Genomic DNA, 17,667 nt, shown 5'->3' on the forward strand with positions numbered 1-17,667 from the left:
TAAACGTCTTCCATGAAAGCTATGCGGTCCAAGCGGACGTTTCAAGCAAATTCTGATTGGTCGATCAATATCGATCATTTGGCGGTTGCGGGCGCCCCGGTGGAACGCCTGACATTCAGGTTGGGCACCAGGGACAGGTGCACCACGGCCCCCTGCCGGTCCGCCGGGTAGCCCAGGCGCCGGACCAGCTGTTCCAGGGCCAGCGCGCCAACGGAGTGCTTGGGGGGGCCCACGGCCGTCAGCGGAACGGCGGCCAGATTGGCCACGACATCGTCGTAGGCGATCACCGAAAGGTCCTCGGGGACCCGCACGCCGCGCGCCAGTGCGGCGTCCACCAGGGCAGAGGCGTGGGTGTCATTGTGCACAAAGATGCCCGTAATCCCGTGGGCAAGTACGTCGTCGAGCAGGCGCTCCACGGCCCCGAGGTCCACGCCGGCCGGCACCCGGGGAAATTGGAACATCGGAAGCCCCGCCGTCAGCCCCAACAGGTCCATCGCCTCTGCAGCACCCTGCTCGAGCCAGTACGACGTGGGCGTTGGCGCCAGTGCGACCGCAATGGAGCGGTGCCCAAGCCCGTGCAGGTGGCGGATGGCCAGGGCTGCCCCGTAGGCGTGGTCGCTGCGCACATAGTCCAGCTCCTCCCCGACATGCGGGTACCCAAATGATCGTTCGACCAGAACGGCGGGAACTTTCATCTCACCAAGCCAGGAACCCACCTCCGCGGCACGGTCGTCGCCCGCCACGGTGGTGATCAGCATGCCTTCCACGCCCAGGTCCAGCATGCGCCGGACGTGGCCCGGTTCGGCATCCATGCCTCCGGAAACACCCAGCACCAGCCGGACGTTCAGCCGTTCAGCCACCATTTCCATGCCTTTGATGACTTCCGGGAAATAGTAGACGCTGCCGGGGACCAGGATGCCAACCAGGATCTGCCGCTTGCTGCCGGGGTCGGTGCCGCCCAGGCGCACGGCCCCGCCGTGGACACGGCTGAGCTGCTTGCCATCGTGCAACTCATTGAGGTCGCGCCGGATGGTGATCTCCGAAACCGCCAGGGCCTGGGCAATCTCCGTTGCCTTGACCCGCCCGTGCAGCCTCAGCTGCTCAAGGATGTACTTGTGTCGCCCACTCGCCAGCATTGCCAACCCCATCGTTCGGAACACCATTTGCGCGTTCGGTATTGCTAATACGAACATATTTCGGTCAAATAGAGCAAGACGTGTTTGTCAGCCGCGTCACCTTTCGCCGCAAACGGCACCCTTCCAGCCGGCACCTTGCCCCCTAAGGACCCCATGAGCACCCACCAGCCGGCCACGCGGCCGCCGCGCCTGTTCAATGCCTTTGTCATGGCCGGGGACATCCTCTGGCTCCAGTTGCTGTTTGTGGCTGCCTCCCTGCCGTTGGTCACGGTTTTTCCCGCAGCAGTGGCACTTCAGCGTTCCCTGCGCGAGGTGCTGCTGGAGGGCCGTCCGCGCCCCACCGCCGTGTTTTGGCATAACCTGCGATGGGCATGGCAGCGGACCTGGAAGGCGGCCCTGCTGCCGCCGGCATTCCTGGCCGCGGCCGCTGTCTCACTCGTGTTTTGGCTGGCGGCCAACAGCGCTGCAGGCGTCGTGGCGCTGTGCGTGCTGGTGCCGCTGTATGGCGTGGCCATGGCTGCGTACCTGGCTGTTCTGTCCTCTGCCATGACGTCGGCCCGGGGGGATTCGCTGCGGGAGTGGTGCGCTGCGTCATGGGTGCTGGCCAAGGCGCGCCCCCTGCCCCTGGCACTCTCGGTGGTGGTCATGGGCACCTGGTTCCTGCTGCTGGCCCGGCTCCCCACGCTGCTGCTGGTGGGCACCGGGCTGGTGCCGGCGGCCCTCGCCTGGTGGGCGGCCGCCGGCTGGATCAAGCAATACCGCAAGGCAAGCGCACCGTAAGGCGGGCGCACCGTAAGTGGCACACCAAAGTCCGGTCCCGGCGTCGTGCCTGGACCGGCTTTTGGGATGGAGGAGGCTAGGCCCTTTCGGGGTACTTGCCCTCCTCGCGGATGTGCTCGTTGAGGAGTGCCAGGAACTCGTCCTCGTCAAAGTCGAGGCCCACTTCAGCGCCCTTCCAGCTGGAGAGGTGGATGGCGTTGGCCAGGCGGACGCCGTTGATGCCGTCGGAACCCGGCGCCAGCAGCGGGGTGCCGTCCAGGATGTTTGCGGCGAAGTTCTCCAGTACGCCGGCGTGCTGGGCGCCCCAGGCGGACTCAAACTCGATAACCTCGGTGGTGAGGTACTGGTCCATGTCCAGCTGGCCCATGAACAGCTTGCGCACGTCCTCCATGCCCATGCCCTCGCTGATTTCACGTTCCTTCCTGTTCATGCGGGTCACGGTGGCCGTCTTGCTGCCCTCCACCACGATCTTTCCGGCATCACCGAGGATCTCAAAACGGTCGGTGCCCACCATGTCGTGCGTGGCCGTGACAAAGGTCCCCGTGGCCCCGTTGCCGTAGTCGACCAGGGCCGTGACCTCATCCTCCACAGCAATATCGCGGCGGTAGCCATAGGAAACCTTGGCGAAGACCGACTTCGGCACCCCGCAGATCCACTGCCACAAATCCAGCTGGTGGGGCGCCTGGTTGACCAGGACGCCGCCGCCTTCGCCTCCCCAGGTTGCCCGCCAGGCGCTGGAATTGTAGTACCCCTGCGGGCGCCACCAGGTGGTGATGATCCAGTTGGTGCGCAGGATGGTGCCAATCTCGCCGGCGTCGACAATTTCCTTCAGGCGCCGGTACAGCGGATTGTTGCGCTGGTTGAACATGATGGCGAACGACAGCTCCGGCTTGCCGGCGGCGTACTCGTTGAGCTCCTTCACCTGCTTGGTGTACACCCCGGCCGGCTTCTCCACGAGGGCGTGGATGTTCCGGCCCAGGGCGGCAATGCCGATTTCCGGGTGAAGGTAGTGCGGCACGCAGGTGACGACGGCGTCAATGTCGCCGCTGTCCAGCATGGCCACGTAGTCGTCATAGACGTGGACGCCCGGGTAGCTGGCGGAGGCGAGTTCCCGCTTGGCGGGATCGGTGTCGGTGAGGGCGCCGATTTCCATGTTCGGCACCAGCCCGTCCGTGATGAACTTGGCGTACATGCCGCCCTGCTGGCCCAGGCCGATGATGCCGAGGCGTACTTTCTTGCTCATTGTGGTGTCCTTCTGTGGTGGTTGGGCCGGGGTCAGAACAGTTCCGCGAACCCCATGGCTGTGAGGTTGCGGTGCGATGTTTCCAGCGCCTCCCAGACGGTGCGCCCGTACAGCTCGTCCTGCTCCACGAGCAGGTACCTGGCACCGGCAGCCTGTGCTGCGGGGACGATGGAGCTGAAATCCAGGTTGCCCTCCCCCACCTCGGCAAACTGGACCACGTCCTTGAACGCTGCCATGAAGCCGGCCTGGTCCCCGGCGTCGAGCAGGCCGAATGCCTGTTCCGGAAGCATGCCGATCCGGTAGTCCTTGAGGTGGACCATGGCCGTCTGTCCCGCATACTTTTCCAGTGTGCGGACCGGGTCCAGGCCGCCGCGCTGCACCCAGTGGACATCGATTTCCAGGCCCATGGCCGGGGAGTTTTCATTGATGATGTCCAGCAGGTATTGGCCGTTGAACTTCGCAAACTCAATGTGGTGGTTGTGGTAGTACAGGCTAATGCCCTGGTCCTGGAGGCGTTCGGCGTAGCCGTTGGTCTCCTTGGCGAACTCAACCAGGGCATCCACCGACTTCATGGCCGGGAACGGCAGCATGCCGATCCGCAGCAGTGTCGTGTCGAGGCGCCTGGCGTCTTCAACAATCTTTTCAAAGTCGTCCTTGAGGGAATCCCCGGGGCGCCCCACAGGCTTTTCCATCATGACTGACAGGGACGCCACGTCCATGCCAAGCTCGGCCTGGGCCCGCTCCAGCTCGGACACATTCCGTTCATCCATGGGGATCTGGGAAATTTCGACGGCGTTGTAGCCGAGGTCGCTGACCCTGCGGAGCGTGTCGAAGGCGCCCACTTCCGCAAAGCTGTCCTTGAGCATCATTGCCTGTACACCGATTTTTGCCACGATGGTCCTTATCCGTTGCTGGGTTTTTGGTTGGGGTGCGCGCCTAGGAAACAGCGGCCAGCTGCCCGGGGTAGCTCTGGGCGTAGACGGCCTTAATGATGCGCAGCGTCTTCAGGGCCTCGGACGGGTCAATCCAAAACGGGCCGTCCTGGCCCAGCTGGGCATAAAAGTCGGCAATGTAGAGCTGGTGGGAGACGCCCCAGTAGTCCCGCCCGCCGGAGTCGGCACGCCGCTCCTGAACCACCTCCACGCATCCGTCCGCATGCGTGATGGCCAGGTCGCCGCGCAGCTGCAGCGTTGCCGTTTCGGCCACAATGTCAACCGTGATGGGCGCGTTGGCGGCGTTGGCGAGGGTCGCATAAAAGACGCTGCGGGCCCCATTGCGGTGGCTGAGCACCAGCTCGGCTGTGTCCTCGACCTCGATGCTGTCCCCGAGGGCGCGTGTGGCGGCATGGCCGGAGACGCCGGTGACCTCCCCCACCATCCACTGCAGCAGGTCAAGGGTGTGGATGGCCTGGTTCATGAGGAGACCGCCGCCTCCGCCCGCCCATGTGCCGCGCCACGGCCGGCTGGCATAGTAGGCGGCATCGCGGTGCCACATGACCGTCCCGGAGCCGCCGAGGATGGCGCCAAACTCACCCGCGGCGAGCCGCCGGTGCATGGCCTGCACGGCGTGGTTGTACCGGTTTTGGAAGCAAATGCCGATGCGGGCGGAGCTGGCGGCCGCAGCGGCAGCCAGCCGTTCGCCGTCGGCCAGGGTGCTGGCGAGGGGCTTCTCGCTGATGACGTTGATGCCGCGTTCCAGTGCCGCGATGGCCGGGTCCGCGTGCTGGTGGTGGGGCGTGCAGACATGCACGACGTCGGGCCGCACCGTATCGAGCATGGCCGCCGCGTTGCTGTACCCAGGCACCCCGTGGGCCTGCTCCGCCGCCGTGAGCCGGCCTGGATCGGTGTCGCACACGGCCACGAGCTCCGCATCCGGGATGCCGGCAATGGCCTCAAAGTGGACTGTGGCAACGTCCCCGCAACCAATCACGGCAACTCTGGGCATGCTGACTCCTGATAGTGGTGGGTGGGATGGCAGGAAACTAGGCGAGCGTGATGCCGACGGAGTCCGCGGCCGCACGGAATGCACGGGCGGCCACGCCAAAGGCCGCCGGCCCGGAGTAGCCGCCGAGTTCGTGCTGCACCGCGAGGTGCGGCTCCAGTGAGGCGAACCCGGTGTAGCCGTCGCTGCGCAGCGCCGCCAGTGTTTCCATCAGCTCGCCGTCGCCTTCGCCCGTGGGGACCACCACGCCCGTGGCGGCCACGGCGTCCTTGACCTGCAGGTATTCCAGGTGCGGGCGCAGCATGGCATAGGCGTCGGTGAAGGGCTTCACGCCCACCTGGACAAAGTTGGCATTGTCCCAGGCGGCCCGCAGCGCGGGCGAGTTGACGGTTTCCAGGATGTCCAGGACACGCTCGGGGGTGTCGCCGTAGATTTCCTTTTCGTTCTCGTGGATCAGCACCACGCCGGCCCCTTCGGCCTCCGCGGCCATCAGCGACATGCGCTCCATGACGGCGTCCCGGATGTCCTCCGGCGTCTGGTCCGCCGCGCGGAAGAAGGAGAACAGGCGGATGTAGCGGGTGTCCAGCGCCTTGGCCACCTCAATGATGCGGCGCAGCCGGGTGACTTCATGGTCTGCGGGCAGGCTGATGTCCACCTTGCCGATGGGGCTGGCGACGGCGGAGACTTTCATGCCCGCCCCGTCCAGGACCGCCTTCAGTTCGGCCACCTGGGCGTCATCCAGTTCCGAGACATTGGTCCCCCAGGCGCTGCGCACCTCAATGTGGGAGGCCCCCAGTGCCTGGAGGACGGCAACCTGGACCTTGGGGTCAGGGTCAACTTCGTCGCCGAACCCGGAAAGGGTCCAGGTGGGGTGCTGGGCATTGGGCAAGGGGGCCTCCACTTTCGAAAAAACAGCTGCCTGGGGGCCGGGGACGGCCATTCCCAGTGACTCACTTCACAAGTCTCGCTGTCTAGAAGCCTAGCCCCCCAAGCAACAGGCTGACAACCGATTGCCAATATTCTTTGCCGACCGTATTGTTGGCACATGCGGACAGGGGCCCGTGCCACCTTGGCGACCGGCCGGAGCGAACCCCTCCCAACGGCGTCCACGCCCGCCCTCCATTCCTGGCGCCGCTTTCAGTCACCCCGTTCACACCGCCCAGCTAGCGAAGGTCAGGCCTGTCATGAGTGCTACCCCCTCCGGCGACACCCCGGGCCGCCCCACCACCATCCGAGATGTCGCTGCACTGTGCGGGGTAACGGCGTCTACGGTGTCCCGCGCCCTGACCACCCCGGGCCGGGTCAACTACCGCACCCGGGCGCGCATCGAAGCGGCAGCCGCGGAGCTCAACTACGTGCCCAACGCACAGGCCAAGGCACTCAGTTCCGGCCGGACACGGGCAGTTGCCGTGCTGGTTGCCGACATCACCAACCCCTTTTACTTTGACATCATCCGGGGCACCCAGCTCCAGCTCAAGGCCGCCGGCTACACCCAGCTGCTGGTGGACACGGAGGAATCCGACGAGGTTGAGGTCAACACCCTGGAACAGATGCGCCAAACGGCCGACGGCGTCATCCTGACGGCATCCCGGCTCTCCGACGAAGCCCTGGCCGCCGCCAGCACCAAGATGCCGCTTGTGACGATCAACCGGGACGTGGCTGGCGTCCCCTCCGTCATCCTGGACACGCCAACAGCCACGAACCAGGCACTGGACCACCTGATCTCACTGGGGCATTCGCGCATCGCCTACCTGGGCGGCCCGGAAACGTCCAGCTCCAACATGCGGCGCTGGGATGCACTTTCGGCGGCCGCGATGGAACGCCACGTCGAGGTGGTGCGGCTGGGCCCCTTTGCGCCGCGGACTTATTCGGGAGCAGCGGCCGCCGATGCGCTGGTCCATTCCGGGGCCACGGCCGGCATTGCGTTCAACGACCTCATGGCCATCGGCATGCTGGCACGCCTTCGTGAACGGGGGCTGCGGGTGCCTGAAGACATGAGCATTGTGGGCTGCGACGACATTTTCGGGGCCGATTTCTGCAGCCCGCCGCTGACCACTGTCACCGCTCCCGTGGAACAGGCGGGGCGGGTGGCCGTCACGATGCTCCTGAGCCAGCTCAACAGGGGCCGGGGGGCCCTTCCCCGCAGCCAATCCGTGCTCCCCACCTACCTGACCATCCGCGGTTCCACGGGTGTCGCGCCGGCCCGGCCCTCGTCGTCGTTGGGTTCATAGGGGCGCCAGTGCCCGGGGTCAGCGCCGCAGGGGCGCCGGCCCCGTTGATTCGCGCACCGTCAGGTGGGTGGGCAGCTGCGAAACCTGGCGGGCTGCGAGCGGGCCGCCGCCCAGCCGGTTGAGCAGCATGCTGGTGGCAACCCGGGCGGCCTGTTCGACGGGTGCCGTGATGGTGGTCAGGGGCGGGTTGCAGAAATCGGCGCCGAAAATGTCGTCGCAGCCGATAATGCTCACATCCTGGGGCACCTTGATGCCGCGGGTCCGAAGGCGCCGCAGCATGCCAATGGCCAGCAGGTCGTTGAAGGCAATGCAGGCGGACGCCTTGCTGGTGAGCAGCGCGTCCGCGGCGGCAGCGCCGGACGTTTGCTTCGGCGAGTAGGGGCCCAGCCGGGCTGCGTCAACGCCGTTCTCCCTGGCTGCTTCCTCAAACACCTGCCAGCGCCATTGGCTGGACCAGGACTGGGCGGGGCCGGAAATGAAGGCAATCCGGGAATGGTCCAGCGAGACAAGGTGCTGGAAGGCCTGGTGGATGCCGTAGCCCGGGTCGATCAGGACCGCGGGGACGCCGGCGTCGTTCCTGTTCAGGGCCACCAGCGGGACCCTCCCCGCGGCACCCGCCAAGGCGCCTGTGGACAACCGGGAAGCAGCCAGGATGACGCCCCTCGCGGAAGGGATGACGCTCTCCAGGGCGGACTCCTCGACGTCGGCCGACTCTTCAGTGTCCACCAGGAGCTGGGTGTACCCGGCGGCCTTGAGCTGCTCCTGCGTGCCGTGGATGATGTCGAAATAAAACGGATTCGTAATGTCGGGCACCAGGAGCGCCACGGCCCTCGGCTTTGCGTCCGGGCCTGCGGGGGTGCGCTGCCTGGCCTCGTAGCCGAGCTCCTGCACGGCCCGTTGCACCGCCGCCGTGGTGGCCGGGCTGATTCGGCCCGGCTCCGAGAGCACCCGCGACACAGTGGATGTTGCCACCCCGGCGGCCCTGGCAACGTCACGCAGGGTCGCCCTGCCCCTGCCTGGCACTGAGTCCATCCGCAACTGCTCCTACTCCCCGTGCCCTCGCCGCCAAGGCGCTTGTCAACAGTTTGGCAATTTTTTGGCAACTGATTGCAACCCTATTGCCAAGTCTATAGAGTCTGATCATCAGCCGCATCCCATGACGCAGCTCACACGCGCATCATTTCATTGTTCAGGCTTTTCATTGTTCAAGGAGGAACCAGATGGAGATTACCCGCAAGAATTTTCTTATTGGAATCGGCGGCATGGGCGCCCTGTCGCTGGCACTCGCAGCCTGCGGGGGATCCCCCGACACGTCCAGTTCCGGCACCGGCAAGGTTGACGGCACGGGCAAGACCCTGACCGTGCTGTTCAGCACCAAGTCACAGTATCCCGAGGAGCAGAAGGCCTGGTTCGCCAAGACGGCCGAGGACTTCAAGACGCTCACGGGCGCAACCCTGCAGTGGGAAACGTTTGCCTCGGCCAATGATGAGATGACGCGCATCCAGACCTCAGTGGTCTCCGGCACCGGCCCGGACGTCTACGGCCTGGGCACCACGTTCACGCCCACGGCCTACTCCACCGGGGCCTTCGTCAAGATGGGTGACGCCGAGTGGAACAAGGTGGGCGGCAAGGACAAGTTTGTCCCGGCCACCCTGGGCATCTCCGGCCCCGATGCGAACAACCAGATCGGCATCCCCTTTGTGAGCCGCCCGTTCGTCATGGCCTACAACACAGAGATGCTTAAAGCTGCAGGCATCGACAAGCCGGCCACCACCTGGGATGAATTTTCCGACCACGCCAAGAAAATGACCAAGCCCGGCCAATACGGCCTGGCCATTGCCTACAAGGACAACTTTGACCCCTGGAAGTTCATCTGGGGAATGTCCATCCAGGGCGGCAATCCCATCATTGACGGCAAGAAGGTCCGCATTGACGACCCCACCGTCCTTGCAGCGTACGACGCCTACTTCGGCTGGCTCACCAAGGACAAGGCGGTGGACCCCGCCTCCGTTGGTTGGGGCAACGCGCAGGCCCTTGCCGCGTTCGCCGCGGGCAAGGCCGGCTACTTCCCCATGACCTCGCCGCTGAGCATTCCCACGCTGGACAAGTCCCCCATGAAGGGCAAATACCAGTACGCCCTGCTCCCGATGGTTCCCCCAGGCCAGACGGCCCGCCCGTCCGGCGGCGTGGAGGCAGCCAGCATCCTCTCCGGCGACAACCTGGTGGTGGCGGACTATTCGCCGAACAAGGACTTGGCGTTCGCGTTCATCAAGATGATCACCGACACCGCTGCGCAGGCCAACTACTACAAGATCTTTGGTGAAATCCCCACCAATGTGGAGGCCGCGAAGTCGCTGAAGTCCGATCCCCTGGTGGCACCTGCACTGGATGCGGCCTCGAAGTCTGTGGCCACCCCGTTCAGCGGCGCCTGGGGCGACGTTCAGCTTGCCCTGACCAACATTGCCGTCCAGACCATTCCGGACCTGTCCGCAGGCTCCGTGAGTGAATCGGCCCTGTCCGGGCGCATCAAGACCGCCCAGTCAACCGCCCAGGCGGCCCTGGACCGGGCCAAGTAAAGCTGCGCTGAAAGACTCCTCCCATGACTAGCGAAATCGCCGGGAACACCCTGCGGGACGAGGCAACCCGTCCCGCAGGGGGGCCTCCCGCCCCCCAAAACAAGAAACGCAAAGGCGTCACCGAACGCGACCGTCCCTTGTGGCTGCTGGCCCCCGGCGGGCTCCTCATTGCGGTCATTATTCTCATCCCGCTGGTGCTGGCGCTCTACATGTCGCTGATCGACCTGGACCAGTACACGCTGCGCAAGTGGCTGACCACCCCGTTCATTGGCGTTGAAAACTTTGTCGAGGCACTCACCAAGACGGACCTGCTCCGGTCCATTTGGATCAGCGTCTCCTTCGCCGTCGTCTCCACCATCGTGACCGTGCCACTGGGGGTGGCGGCCGCCGTCGTCACCCAAAACCCGTACCGCGGCCGGGCCATCGTCCGTGCCGTGTTCCTGATCCCCTATGTGCTCCCCTCCTTCGTGGTGGCCACGGTTTGGCGCACCATGCTCCAGCCGGACGGCATCGTCAACAGCGTGCTGCACAATGTGGGGATCGACCCGGGCCTGTGGCTCAACGGGCCCATGTCCTACTGGACGCTGATCCTCGTGGAGATCTGGGCCGCCTGGCCATTCATCTACCTGCTGGCCCTTGCCGGCCTGCAGTCGGTGGACCACGAGGTCCACGAGGCTGCCGCCATTGACGGCGCGCTCTGGTGGCGCAAGCTGCGGGAAGTCATCTTCCCCTACCTCAAGGGCCCCGTGTCCCTGGCGTTCCTGCTGGGCACGCTGAACCACATCAACAACTTCACCCTGCCGTTTGTGCTGTTTGGTGCGCCGGCACCGGCGGACGTCAATGTCCTCCCGATCCTGGTTTATGTGACAAGCTTCCAAAGTTTCCGCTTTGGCTTGAGCGCTGCCATGGCAGTTGTCTCGCTGATCCTCATCGCCATTCCGCTGTTTATCTATCTGCGGGCAGTCAAGCTTGACGTCTCTGACGACGGAGGGAAGAAATGAGCACCCAAACCCGCACGCGTTCCGCCACCCGGACCCCGCGAAAGGGGCGCAGCGCCGAGGTCACCAGGCTGATGCCAACGTGGCTCATCGCCGTCCTGACCACCCTGCTGTGCGTCCTGGTGCTGGTGCCCGTTGCCTACATCTTCCTGGCGTCGCTGAACTCCGACGTCGGCGTGGCCCGCGGGGAATTCTGGCCCAGCCAGTTCTCGCTGGAAAGCTACACGAAAATTTGGCGCAGCGTGGGACTGGGCAAGGGCATCATCAACAGCCTGGTCGTCTCCGGTGCCGTTGCCGTGGTCTCCGCGCTGATCGCCATCGGCACCGCGTATGTGCTGGTCCGCTTTTCCTTCCCGGGCAGGCTGACCATGCTGCGCGGCCTCCTGGGCCTGCAAAGCATCCCGGGCACGCTCATGCTGCTGCCCGTGTTCGTGCTGTTCGCCTCCATTGGCGCCTGGGTGGGCATCACCATCATCGGCACCCTCTGGGGACTGTTCATTGCCTACCTGACGTTCGCCCTGCCCTTTTCAACGTGGGTCATGGTCACGTACTTGAGGGGCCTGCCGCGTGAGCTGGAGGAGGCCGCGCGCATTGACGGTGCCTCCAACATGGGCATCCTGTTCCGCATCATTGTGCCGCTGAGCTGGCCCGGCATTGTCGTTTCCGGGATCTTTGCCTTCCTGCTGGGCTGGAACGACGTGCTGTTTGCCTCGATTTTCACCAAGCCAAACACGGCGACGGCGGCCATCGTGTTGCAGGTCTTCAGCGCCAGCCAGGAAGGCGGCGCCATCCCGGTCTACAGCCAAATGATGGCTGCGGCCCTGGTCTGTGCGGCGCCGGTGGTCATCCTCTACTTCATCTTCCAGCGCTACCTCGTCGGCGGGCTCACCGCGGGCGGCGTGAAGTAGGGGCGTGCCGGCAGCAGCGCCCACACTACAGTTGTGGCGGGCTGGCCGGGACAATAATGCACCGAGAGTACAGATGGGGCGGGCGGACGGGAGGTCCGCCCGCCCCATCTGTACTCTCGACGAAGTGGGCGGGACTACCAGCTCTGCGGCAGCGGCCGGCCTTCCTCGTAGCCGGCAGCGGACTGCACGCCCACGATGGCGCGCTCCCGGAATTCGGCCAGCGACGCGGCCCCCGCATAGGTGAACGAGCTGCGCAGCCCTGAGGTAATCATGTCCAGCAGGTCCTCAACGCCGGGCCGGGCGGGGTCCAGGTACATCTTGGAGGTGGAGATGCCTTCCTCGAACAATCCCTTGCGGGCCCGCTCAAAGGCGCGGTCGCCGGAGGTCCGGTTTTGCACGGCCCGGGCCGAGGCCATGCCGAAGCTTTCCTTGTAGCGGCGCCCGCCGGCGTCCACCTGCAGGTCCCCGGGGCTTTCGTAGGTGCCGGCGAACCAGGAGCCGATCATGACCTGGCTGGCACCGGCGGCAAGGGCTAGCGCTACGTCGCGGGGGTACCGCACGCCGCCGTCGGCCCAAACATGGGCACCCAGCCCGGCGGCCGCCGCGGAGCATTCCAGCACGGCGGAGAACTGGGGGCGCCCGACGGCGGTCATCATGCGGGTGGTGCACATGGCGCCGGGGCCCACGCCCACCTTGATGATGTCCGCGCCGGCCTCGACGAGGTCGCGGACGCCGTCTGCGCTGACCACGTTGCCCGCGGCCACCGGAACCTTCGGGTTGAGCCCGCGCACAGCGTGGAGGGCGTCGAACATCTTGCCCTGGTGTCCGTGGGCGGTGTCCACCACAAGGGCGTCCACGCCATAGGACAGGAGTGCTTCGGCCTTGCCGGCCACGTCCCCGTTGATGCCCACGGCCATACCAATGCGCAGCCGCCCGGCACCATCCACGGCGGGGGTGTAAATGGTTGAGCGCAGGGCGCCCGTGCGGGTCAGCGCACCCACCACGGTTCCCCCGCGCAGCACCGGGGCGAAGTCGGCGCCGGCAGCATCCAGCACGCCGAAGGCCTGGCGCAGGGCAGCATCCGTGGCGTCCTTGGCGGCCGCGGGATCCAATTCCCCCGCATCGGCACGTGCGCGGATGTCATCAAACGGCGCAGCGTCCAGGGTCAGCACATTGCTGCGCATCACGGAGGCCAGGGAGGAAAACCTGTCCACGCCCTCGCAGTCGGAGCCGCGAACCACGCCCGCGAACTTGCCGCCGTCGACCACCACCACGGCGTTGTGCGCACGCTTGGGCAGCAGGTGCACGGCGTCCACCACTATGTCTGCCGGTGCCATCACAATGGGCGTTTCAAACAACGCGTCGCGCTGCTTGACCCAGGCGGTCACCGCGCCCAGCACCTCGAGGGGAATGTCCTGGGGCAGGATGGCGATGCCGCCGCGCCGCGCCACAGTTTCCGCCATGCGCTTGCCGGAAACGGCCGTCATGTTTGAAACCACCAGCGGAATGGTGGTGCCGGTGCCGTCGCCGCTGGACAGGTCGACGTCGAGCCGGGAGGTGACAGCGGACCGCGAGGGGACCAGGAAAACGTCCGAGTAGGTTAAATCCGTGGCCGGCGTGGTGAGAAAGCGCATGGGAACTCCCAAATCAAGGCAACATGGCGGCCGCTGTGGCGGTGCCAGGCGGACCAATGGGCCGCAGTCCCCGAGTCTAGCCAAAATGGGCCCCGCCGTGCATGGGAACGTCTGTTCCGCCACATGTCGGGGCGCGCCGCAGGACAGATTGGCTTGCAGGCCAACTTGCTCACTAGACTTACAGGCGGTAAGGGTTTGAAGGACCCCATCCAACGATCGAATAGATCCTTCGGCTTTTGCGCCGTGGCCACCCATACAGGGGTGTTCTCGCGCCGTTCGGTCTAGCAGCGGGCAACAAGAACTCATGGAAGAGGCGTAATACACGTGCCAGAGCAATCCATCCACCGTCTACCCGAGGAATTTGGCGGAAACGAGTGGCTCGTCGATGAGCTGTACGAGCGCTACCAGGCGGACAAGAATTCGGTGGACACAAAGTGGTGGCCCCTGTTTGAGTCCTTTGACGCAGACGACGCCACCGGCAACGGGCGCCATTCCGCCCCCATCACGGCCCAGATCCCGATAATCCCCGTCCCGACAGCCCCTGCCCCGGCTGCGGCCCCAAGCACGACGCCGGCCCCCGCCGCCGCGCCTGCCGCACCTGCCGCCGTCGTGCCGGAAGCGCCTGCCGCCGCCCCGGCCGCGGCAGCCCAGGCTGCGCCCAAGGCCCCGGCCGCCCAGCGCCCGCCGGCCCCGGCCAAGGATGCCGCCCGCACCGGCACCACACCCATCCCGGCACAGCTCCCCAAGACCGCCAAGGACACCTCCGTCCCGGACGAGGCAGTCAGCACGGTGCTGCGCGGCCCGGCCAAGGCCATCGCCACGAACATGATCACCAGCCTGGAGGTGCCCACCGCCACCAGCGTGCGCGCCATCCCCGCCAAGCTGCTCATTGACAACCGCGTGGTCATCAACTCCAACCTGGCCCGTGCCCGCGGCGGCAAGGTTTCCTTCACGCACCTGATTGGCTACGCCGTCATCAAGGCGCTGGGGCAGTTCCCTTCCATGAACGTCTACTACGACGTCATCGACGGCAAGCCCGTGGCCGTCCAGCCGCCGCATGTGAACTTCGGCATCGCCATCGACATGCCCAAGCCGGACGGCTCCCGCCTGCTCATGGTGCCGAACATCAAGAAGGCCGAGACGCTGAGCTTCTCCGAGTTCTGGCGCACCTACGAGGACCTCATCAAGCGTGCCCGTGCCGGCAAGCTTACGGCCGACGACCACGCCGGCACCACCGTCTCCCTGACCAACCCCGGCGGCATCGGCACTGTCCACTCCGTGCCGCGCCTGTCCAAGGGCCAGGCCGCCATCATCGGCGTCGGCGCATTGGACTACCCGGCAGAATTCCAGGGCGCCAGCGCCAAGATCATCGCCCGCAACGCCGTCTCGAAGATCCTGACGCTGACCTCCACCTACGACCACCGCGTCATCCAGGGTGCCGGCTCCGGCGAGTTCCTGAAGAAGGTGCACCAGCTGCTGCTCGGTGCGGAGAACTTCTACGACGACATCTTCGAGTCCCTTCGCATCCCCTACGAGCCCGTGCGCTGGAGCCTGGACCTGCAGGTGGACCCGGCCGACGAGATCAACAAGGTGGCCCGGATCCAGCAGCTGATCCACTCCTACCGCGTCCGCGGACACCTCATGGCGGACACCGACCCGCTCGAGTACCGCCAGCGCAAGCACCCCGACCTGGACGTGCTCACCTACGGCCTGACGCTGTGGGACCTGGACCGCGAATGGCCCACCGGCGGCTTTGGCGGCCGGCAGAAGCTGCTGCTGCGCGACATCCTCGGCGTGCTCCGTGACGCCTACTGCCGCACCACGGGCGTTGAATACATGCACATCCAGGAACCGGAACAGCGCCAGTGGTTCCAGGACGAGCTGGAGCACCCGTACTCCAAGCCCAGCCGCGAAGAGCAGCTGCGCATTGTCTCCAAGCTAAACTCCGCGGAAGCGTTTGAGACGTTCCTGCAGACGAAGTTCGTGGGCCAGAAGCGCTTCTCGCTGGAAGGCGGCGAATCCCTGATTCCGCTGCTGGACTCCATCATTTCCGACGCCGCCGACGACGGCCTGGACGAGGTCGCCATCGGCATGGCCCACCGCGGCCGCCTGAACGTGCTCACCAACATCGCCGGCAAGACCTACGCCCAGGTCTTCCGCGAATTTGAGGGAACGCAGGACTCCCGCAGCGTGCAGGGCTCCGGCGACGTGAAGTACCACCTCGGCACCGAGGGCACGTTCACTTCCGACGCCGGCAATGAGACCAAGGTGTACCTGGCCGCCAACCCGTCACACCTGGAAGCCGTGGACTCCGTGCTGGAGGGCATTGTCCGTGCCAAGCAGGACCGCCTCGACCAGGGCGAGAACTTCCCGGTGCTGCCCATCATGGTCCACGGCGACGCCGCCTTTGCCGGCCAGGGCGTGGTGGCGGAAACGCTGAACCTCTCCCAGCTGCGCGGCTACCGCACGGGCGGCACCATCCACGTGGTGGTCAACAACCAGGTGGGCTTCACCACGGCGCCGTCGTCCTCGCGTTCCTCCGTGTACTCCACCGACGTGGCCAAGATGATCCAGGCCCCCGTGTTCCACGTCAACGGCGACGACCCTGAAGCCGTGGTGAGGGTTGCCGAACTGGCCTACCAGTTCCAGCAGCGCTTCCGCAAGGACGTTGTCATCGACATGGTCTGCTACCGCCGCCGCGGCCACAACGAGGGCGACGACCCCTCGATGACGCAGCCGCTCATGTACAACCTGATCGAAGCCAAGCGCTCCGTGCGCCGCCTCTACACCGAGGCCCTGATCGGCCGCGGTGACATCACCGAGGACGAGGCCTCCCAGCTGCTGCGCGACTACCAGGAACGCCTGGAGCGCGTCTTCGCCGAAACCCACGCAGCCCAGACCTCGCCCATCCCGATCGTCACCCGGGATGCCCAGGCGGTGTCCGACCTTGAGCGCCCCCTCGCCCAACAGAAGGACAGCGGCGTCAACGATCCCAAGGTCACCGCCATCAGCGCCGACACGCTGGCACGCATTGGTGCCGCCCACACGGCCGTGCCGGAGGGCTTCACCGTCCACCAGAAGCTGAAGTCGCTGCTGGAGAAGCGCGAGATCATGTCCCGCGAAGGCGGCATCGACTGGGGCTTTGGCGAGCTGGCCGCGTTCGGCTCCCTCCTGCTCGAAGGTGTGCCGATCCGGATGGCCGGCCAGGATTCGCGCCGCGGCACCTTCGTGCAGCGCCACGCGGTGTTCCACGACCGCGCCAACGGCAACGTCTGGACCCCCATCTCCGGCCTGAGTGAAGACCAGGCCAAGCTGTGGATCTACGATTCGCTGCTGAGTGAATACGCGGCCATGGGCTTTGAATACGGCTACTCCGTGGAGCGCCCGGACGCCCTGGTGATCTGGGAGGCACAGTTTGGCGACTTCGCCAACGGCGCCCAGACCATCATGGATGAGTTCATCTCCTCCGCCGAGCAGAAGTGGGGCCAGCGGTCCTCGCTGGTGCTCATGCTGCCGCACGGCTATGAGGGCCAGGGCCCGGACCACTCCTCGGCCCGGATCGAGCGCTACCTGCAGATGTGCGCCGAGGAGAACATGGTGGTCGCCAACCCGACCACGCCGGCGTCGCACTTCCACCTGCTGCGCCGCCAGGCCTACAGCCGCCCGCGCAAGCCGCTGATCATCTTCACCCCGAAGCAGCTGCTGCGCCTCAAGGCCGCCGCCTCGGCCGTGGAGGACTTCACCACCGGCGGCTTCCGCCCCGTCATCGGTGAGCATGCCGCCTTGGATGCCAACGCCGTCGACCGCGTGCTGCTGGTCTCCGGCCGCCTGTACTACGACCTGCTCGCCGCGCGCGACAAGGCCGGGGACACCAAGACGGCCATCGTCCGCGTGGAGCAGCTGTACCCGCTCCCCGAGGCCGAGATCAAGGCCGAACTGGCCAAGTACCCGAACGCCGGGGTCGTGTGGGCCCAGGACGAGCCTGCCAACCAGGGCCCGTGGCCGTTCATGGCCCTGAACCTGGCTCCGCGCCTGGACCAGCGGCTGGGGCTGGTGTCACGCAACGCATCGGCCGCGACGTCCACGGGATCTGCCAAGATCCATGCCGTGGAGCAGACGCTGCTGGTCAAGCAGGCTTTCGAGCGCAACTAAGGCGTTTAGGATGCCCGGTCTGGATGACAGGCCGGGCATCTTCCATTTGAAGTGAGAAATGAAGGGGG

At 65.9% G+C, this 17,667-nt stretch carries 13 protein-coding genes; 6 read left to right on the top strand and 7 right to left on the bottom strand.

Annotated features, from left to right (window positions below):
- Positions 1-74: 74 nt before the first annotated feature.
- Positions 75-1,136 carry a LacI family DNA-binding transcriptional regulator gene (locus tag G6N77_RS04890; protein WP_165180898.1) on the bottom strand — a complete coding sequence of 354 codons (1,062 nt, stop codon included), beginning with the start codon at positions 1,134-1,136 and terminating at the stop codon, positions 75-77.
- Between the two features lie 153 nt (positions 1,137-1,289).
- Here G6N77_RS04890 and G6N77_RS04895 point away from each other — a divergent pair, with 153 nt between their 5' ends.
- Positions 1,290-1,916, top strand: coding sequence for a DUF624 domain-containing protein (locus tag G6N77_RS04895; protein ID WP_165180899.1), 627 nt, complete (start codon positions 1,290-1,292; stop codon positions 1,914-1,916).
- A gap of 76 nt (positions 1,917-1,992) precedes the next feature.
- On the opposite strand, the gene G6N77_RS04900 is transcribed toward G6N77_RS04895, so the two are convergent.
- From G6N77_RS04900 to G6N77_RS04915, 4 genes are read right to left on the bottom strand one after another with little or no spacing between them, the layout of a single operon-like run.
- Positions 1,993-3,159, bottom strand: coding sequence for a Gfo/Idh/MocA family protein (locus G6N77_RS04900; RefSeq protein ID WP_165180900.1), 1,167 nt, complete (start codon positions 3,157-3,159; stop codon positions 1,993-1,995).
- 32 nt (positions 3,160-3,191) lie between these two features.
- Positions 3,192-4,052 carry a sugar phosphate isomerase/epimerase family protein gene (locus G6N77_RS04905; RefSeq protein WP_306987013.1) on the bottom strand — a complete coding sequence of 287 codons (861 nt, stop codon included), beginning with the start codon at positions 4,050-4,052 and terminating at the stop codon, positions 3,192-3,194.
- 43 nt (positions 4,053-4,095) lie between these two features.
- The gene (locus tag G6N77_RS04910; protein WP_165180901.1) at positions 4,096-5,103 is read right to left on the bottom strand and encodes a Gfo/Idh/MocA family protein; all 1,008 of its coding nucleotides are present in this window, start codon (positions 5,101-5,103) and stop codon (positions 4,096-4,098) included.
- Between the two features lie 37 nt (positions 5,104-5,140).
- Positions 5,141-5,989, bottom strand: coding sequence for a sugar phosphate isomerase/epimerase family protein (locus G6N77_RS04915; RefSeq protein ID WP_240901686.1), 849 nt, complete (start codon positions 5,987-5,989; stop codon positions 5,141-5,143).
- 295 nt (positions 5,990-6,284) lie between these two features.
- Between G6N77_RS04915 and G6N77_RS04920 the strand changes: the two genes are divergently transcribed.
- Positions 6,285-7,331: a LacI family DNA-binding transcriptional regulator gene (locus tag G6N77_RS04920; RefSeq protein ID WP_165180903.1), complete on the top strand. Its 1,047-nt coding sequence runs from the start codon at positions 6,285-6,287 to the stop codon at positions 7,329-7,331.
- An 18-nt stretch (positions 7,332-7,349) separates the two neighbouring features.
- Here G6N77_RS04920 and G6N77_RS04925 read toward each other — a convergent pair whose 3' ends face one another.
- The gene (locus tag G6N77_RS04925) at positions 7,350-8,363 is read right to left on the bottom strand and encodes a LacI family DNA-binding transcriptional regulator (RefSeq protein ID WP_165180904.1); all 1,014 of its coding nucleotides are present in this window, start codon (positions 8,361-8,363) and stop codon (positions 7,350-7,352) included.
- A 188-nt stretch (positions 8,364-8,551) separates the two neighbouring features.
- Here G6N77_RS04925 and G6N77_RS04930 point away from each other — a divergent pair, with 188 nt between their 5' ends.
- The 3 genes from G6N77_RS04930 to G6N77_RS04940 are packed head-to-tail and all read left to right on the top strand — an operon-like array spanning position 8,552 to position 11,813.
- Positions 8,552-9,907 (top strand): ABC transporter substrate-binding protein, encoded by a 1,356-nt coding sequence (locus tag G6N77_RS04930; protein ID WP_240901687.1) that lies wholly within the window; start codon positions 8,552-8,554, stop codon positions 9,905-9,907.
- A 23-nt stretch (positions 9,908-9,930) separates the two neighbouring features.
- The gene (locus tag G6N77_RS04935; RefSeq protein WP_165180905.1) at positions 9,931-10,908 is read left to right on the top strand and encodes a carbohydrate ABC transporter permease; all 978 of its coding nucleotides are present in this window, start codon (positions 9,931-9,933) and stop codon (positions 10,906-10,908) included.
- The gene (locus G6N77_RS04940) at positions 10,905-11,813 is read left to right on the top strand and encodes a carbohydrate ABC transporter permease (RefSeq protein WP_165180906.1); all 909 of its coding nucleotides are present in this window, start codon (positions 10,905-10,907) and stop codon (positions 11,811-11,813) included. Before G6N77_RS04935 ends, G6N77_RS04940 begins: the two co-directional genes overlap by 4 nt.
- 134 nt (positions 11,814-11,947) lie before the next feature.
- Here the strand turns inward: G6N77_RS04940 and guaB1 are convergent, their stop codons facing one another.
- The gene (gene guaB1, locus G6N77_RS04945; protein WP_165180907.1) at positions 11,948-13,447 is read right to left on the bottom strand and encodes a GMP reductase; all 1,500 of its coding nucleotides are present in this window, start codon (positions 13,445-13,447) and stop codon (positions 11,948-11,950) included.
- Between the two features lie 324 nt (positions 13,448-13,771).
- Here guaB1 and G6N77_RS04950 point away from each other — a divergent pair, with 324 nt between their 5' ends.
- Entirely contained in the window at positions 13,772-17,599 is a 3,828-nt protein-coding gene (locus tag G6N77_RS04950; protein WP_165180908.1) for a multifunctional oxoglutarate decarboxylase/oxoglutarate dehydrogenase thiamine pyrophosphate-binding subunit/dihydrolipoyllysine-residue succinyltransferase subunit, read from the top strand.
- Positions 17,600-17,667 lie beyond the last annotated feature (68 nt).

Source organism: Arthrobacter silviterrae (assembly GCF_011045165.1).
Classification (GTDB): domain Bacteria; phylum Actinomycetota; class Actinomycetes; order Actinomycetales; family Micrococcaceae; genus Specibacter; species Specibacter silviterrae.

Coding starts and splice junctions, on each gene's coding strand:
- G6N77_RS04890 (WP_165180898.1), bottom strand. CDS start 1,136: ATGCTGGCGAGTGGGCGACACAAGTACATCCTTGAGCAGCTGAGGCTG.
- G6N77_RS04895 (WP_165180899.1), top strand. CDS start 1,290: ATGAGCACCCACCAGCCGGCCACGCGGCCGCCGCGCCTGTTCAATGCC.
- G6N77_RS04900 (WP_165180900.1), bottom strand. CDS start 3,159: ATGAGCAAGAAAGTACGCCTCGGCATCATCGGCCTGGGCCAGCAGGGC.
- G6N77_RS04910 (WP_165180901.1), bottom strand. CDS start 5,103: ATGCCCAGAGTTGCCGTGATTGGTTGCGGGGACGTTGCCACAGTCCAC.
- G6N77_RS04920 (WP_165180903.1), top strand. CDS start 6,285: ATGAGTGCTACCCCCTCCGGCGACACCCCGGGCCGCCCCACCACCATC.
- G6N77_RS04925 (WP_165180904.1), bottom strand. CDS start 8,363: ATGGACTCAGTGCCAGGCAGGGGCAGGGCGACCCTGCGTGACGTTGCC.
- G6N77_RS04930 (WP_240901687.1), top strand. CDS start 8,552: ATGGAGATTACCCGCAAGAATTTTCTTATTGGAATCGGCGGCATGGGC.
- G6N77_RS04935 (WP_165180905.1), top strand. CDS start 9,931: ATGACTAGCGAAATCGCCGGGAACACCCTGCGGGACGAGGCAACCCGT.
- G6N77_RS04940 (WP_165180906.1), top strand. CDS start 10,905: ATGAGCACCCAAACCCGCACGCGTTCCGCCACCCGGACCCCGCGAAAG.
- guaB1 (WP_165180907.1), bottom strand. CDS start 13,447: ATGCGCTTTCTCACCACGCCGGCCACGGATTTAACCTACTCGGACGTT.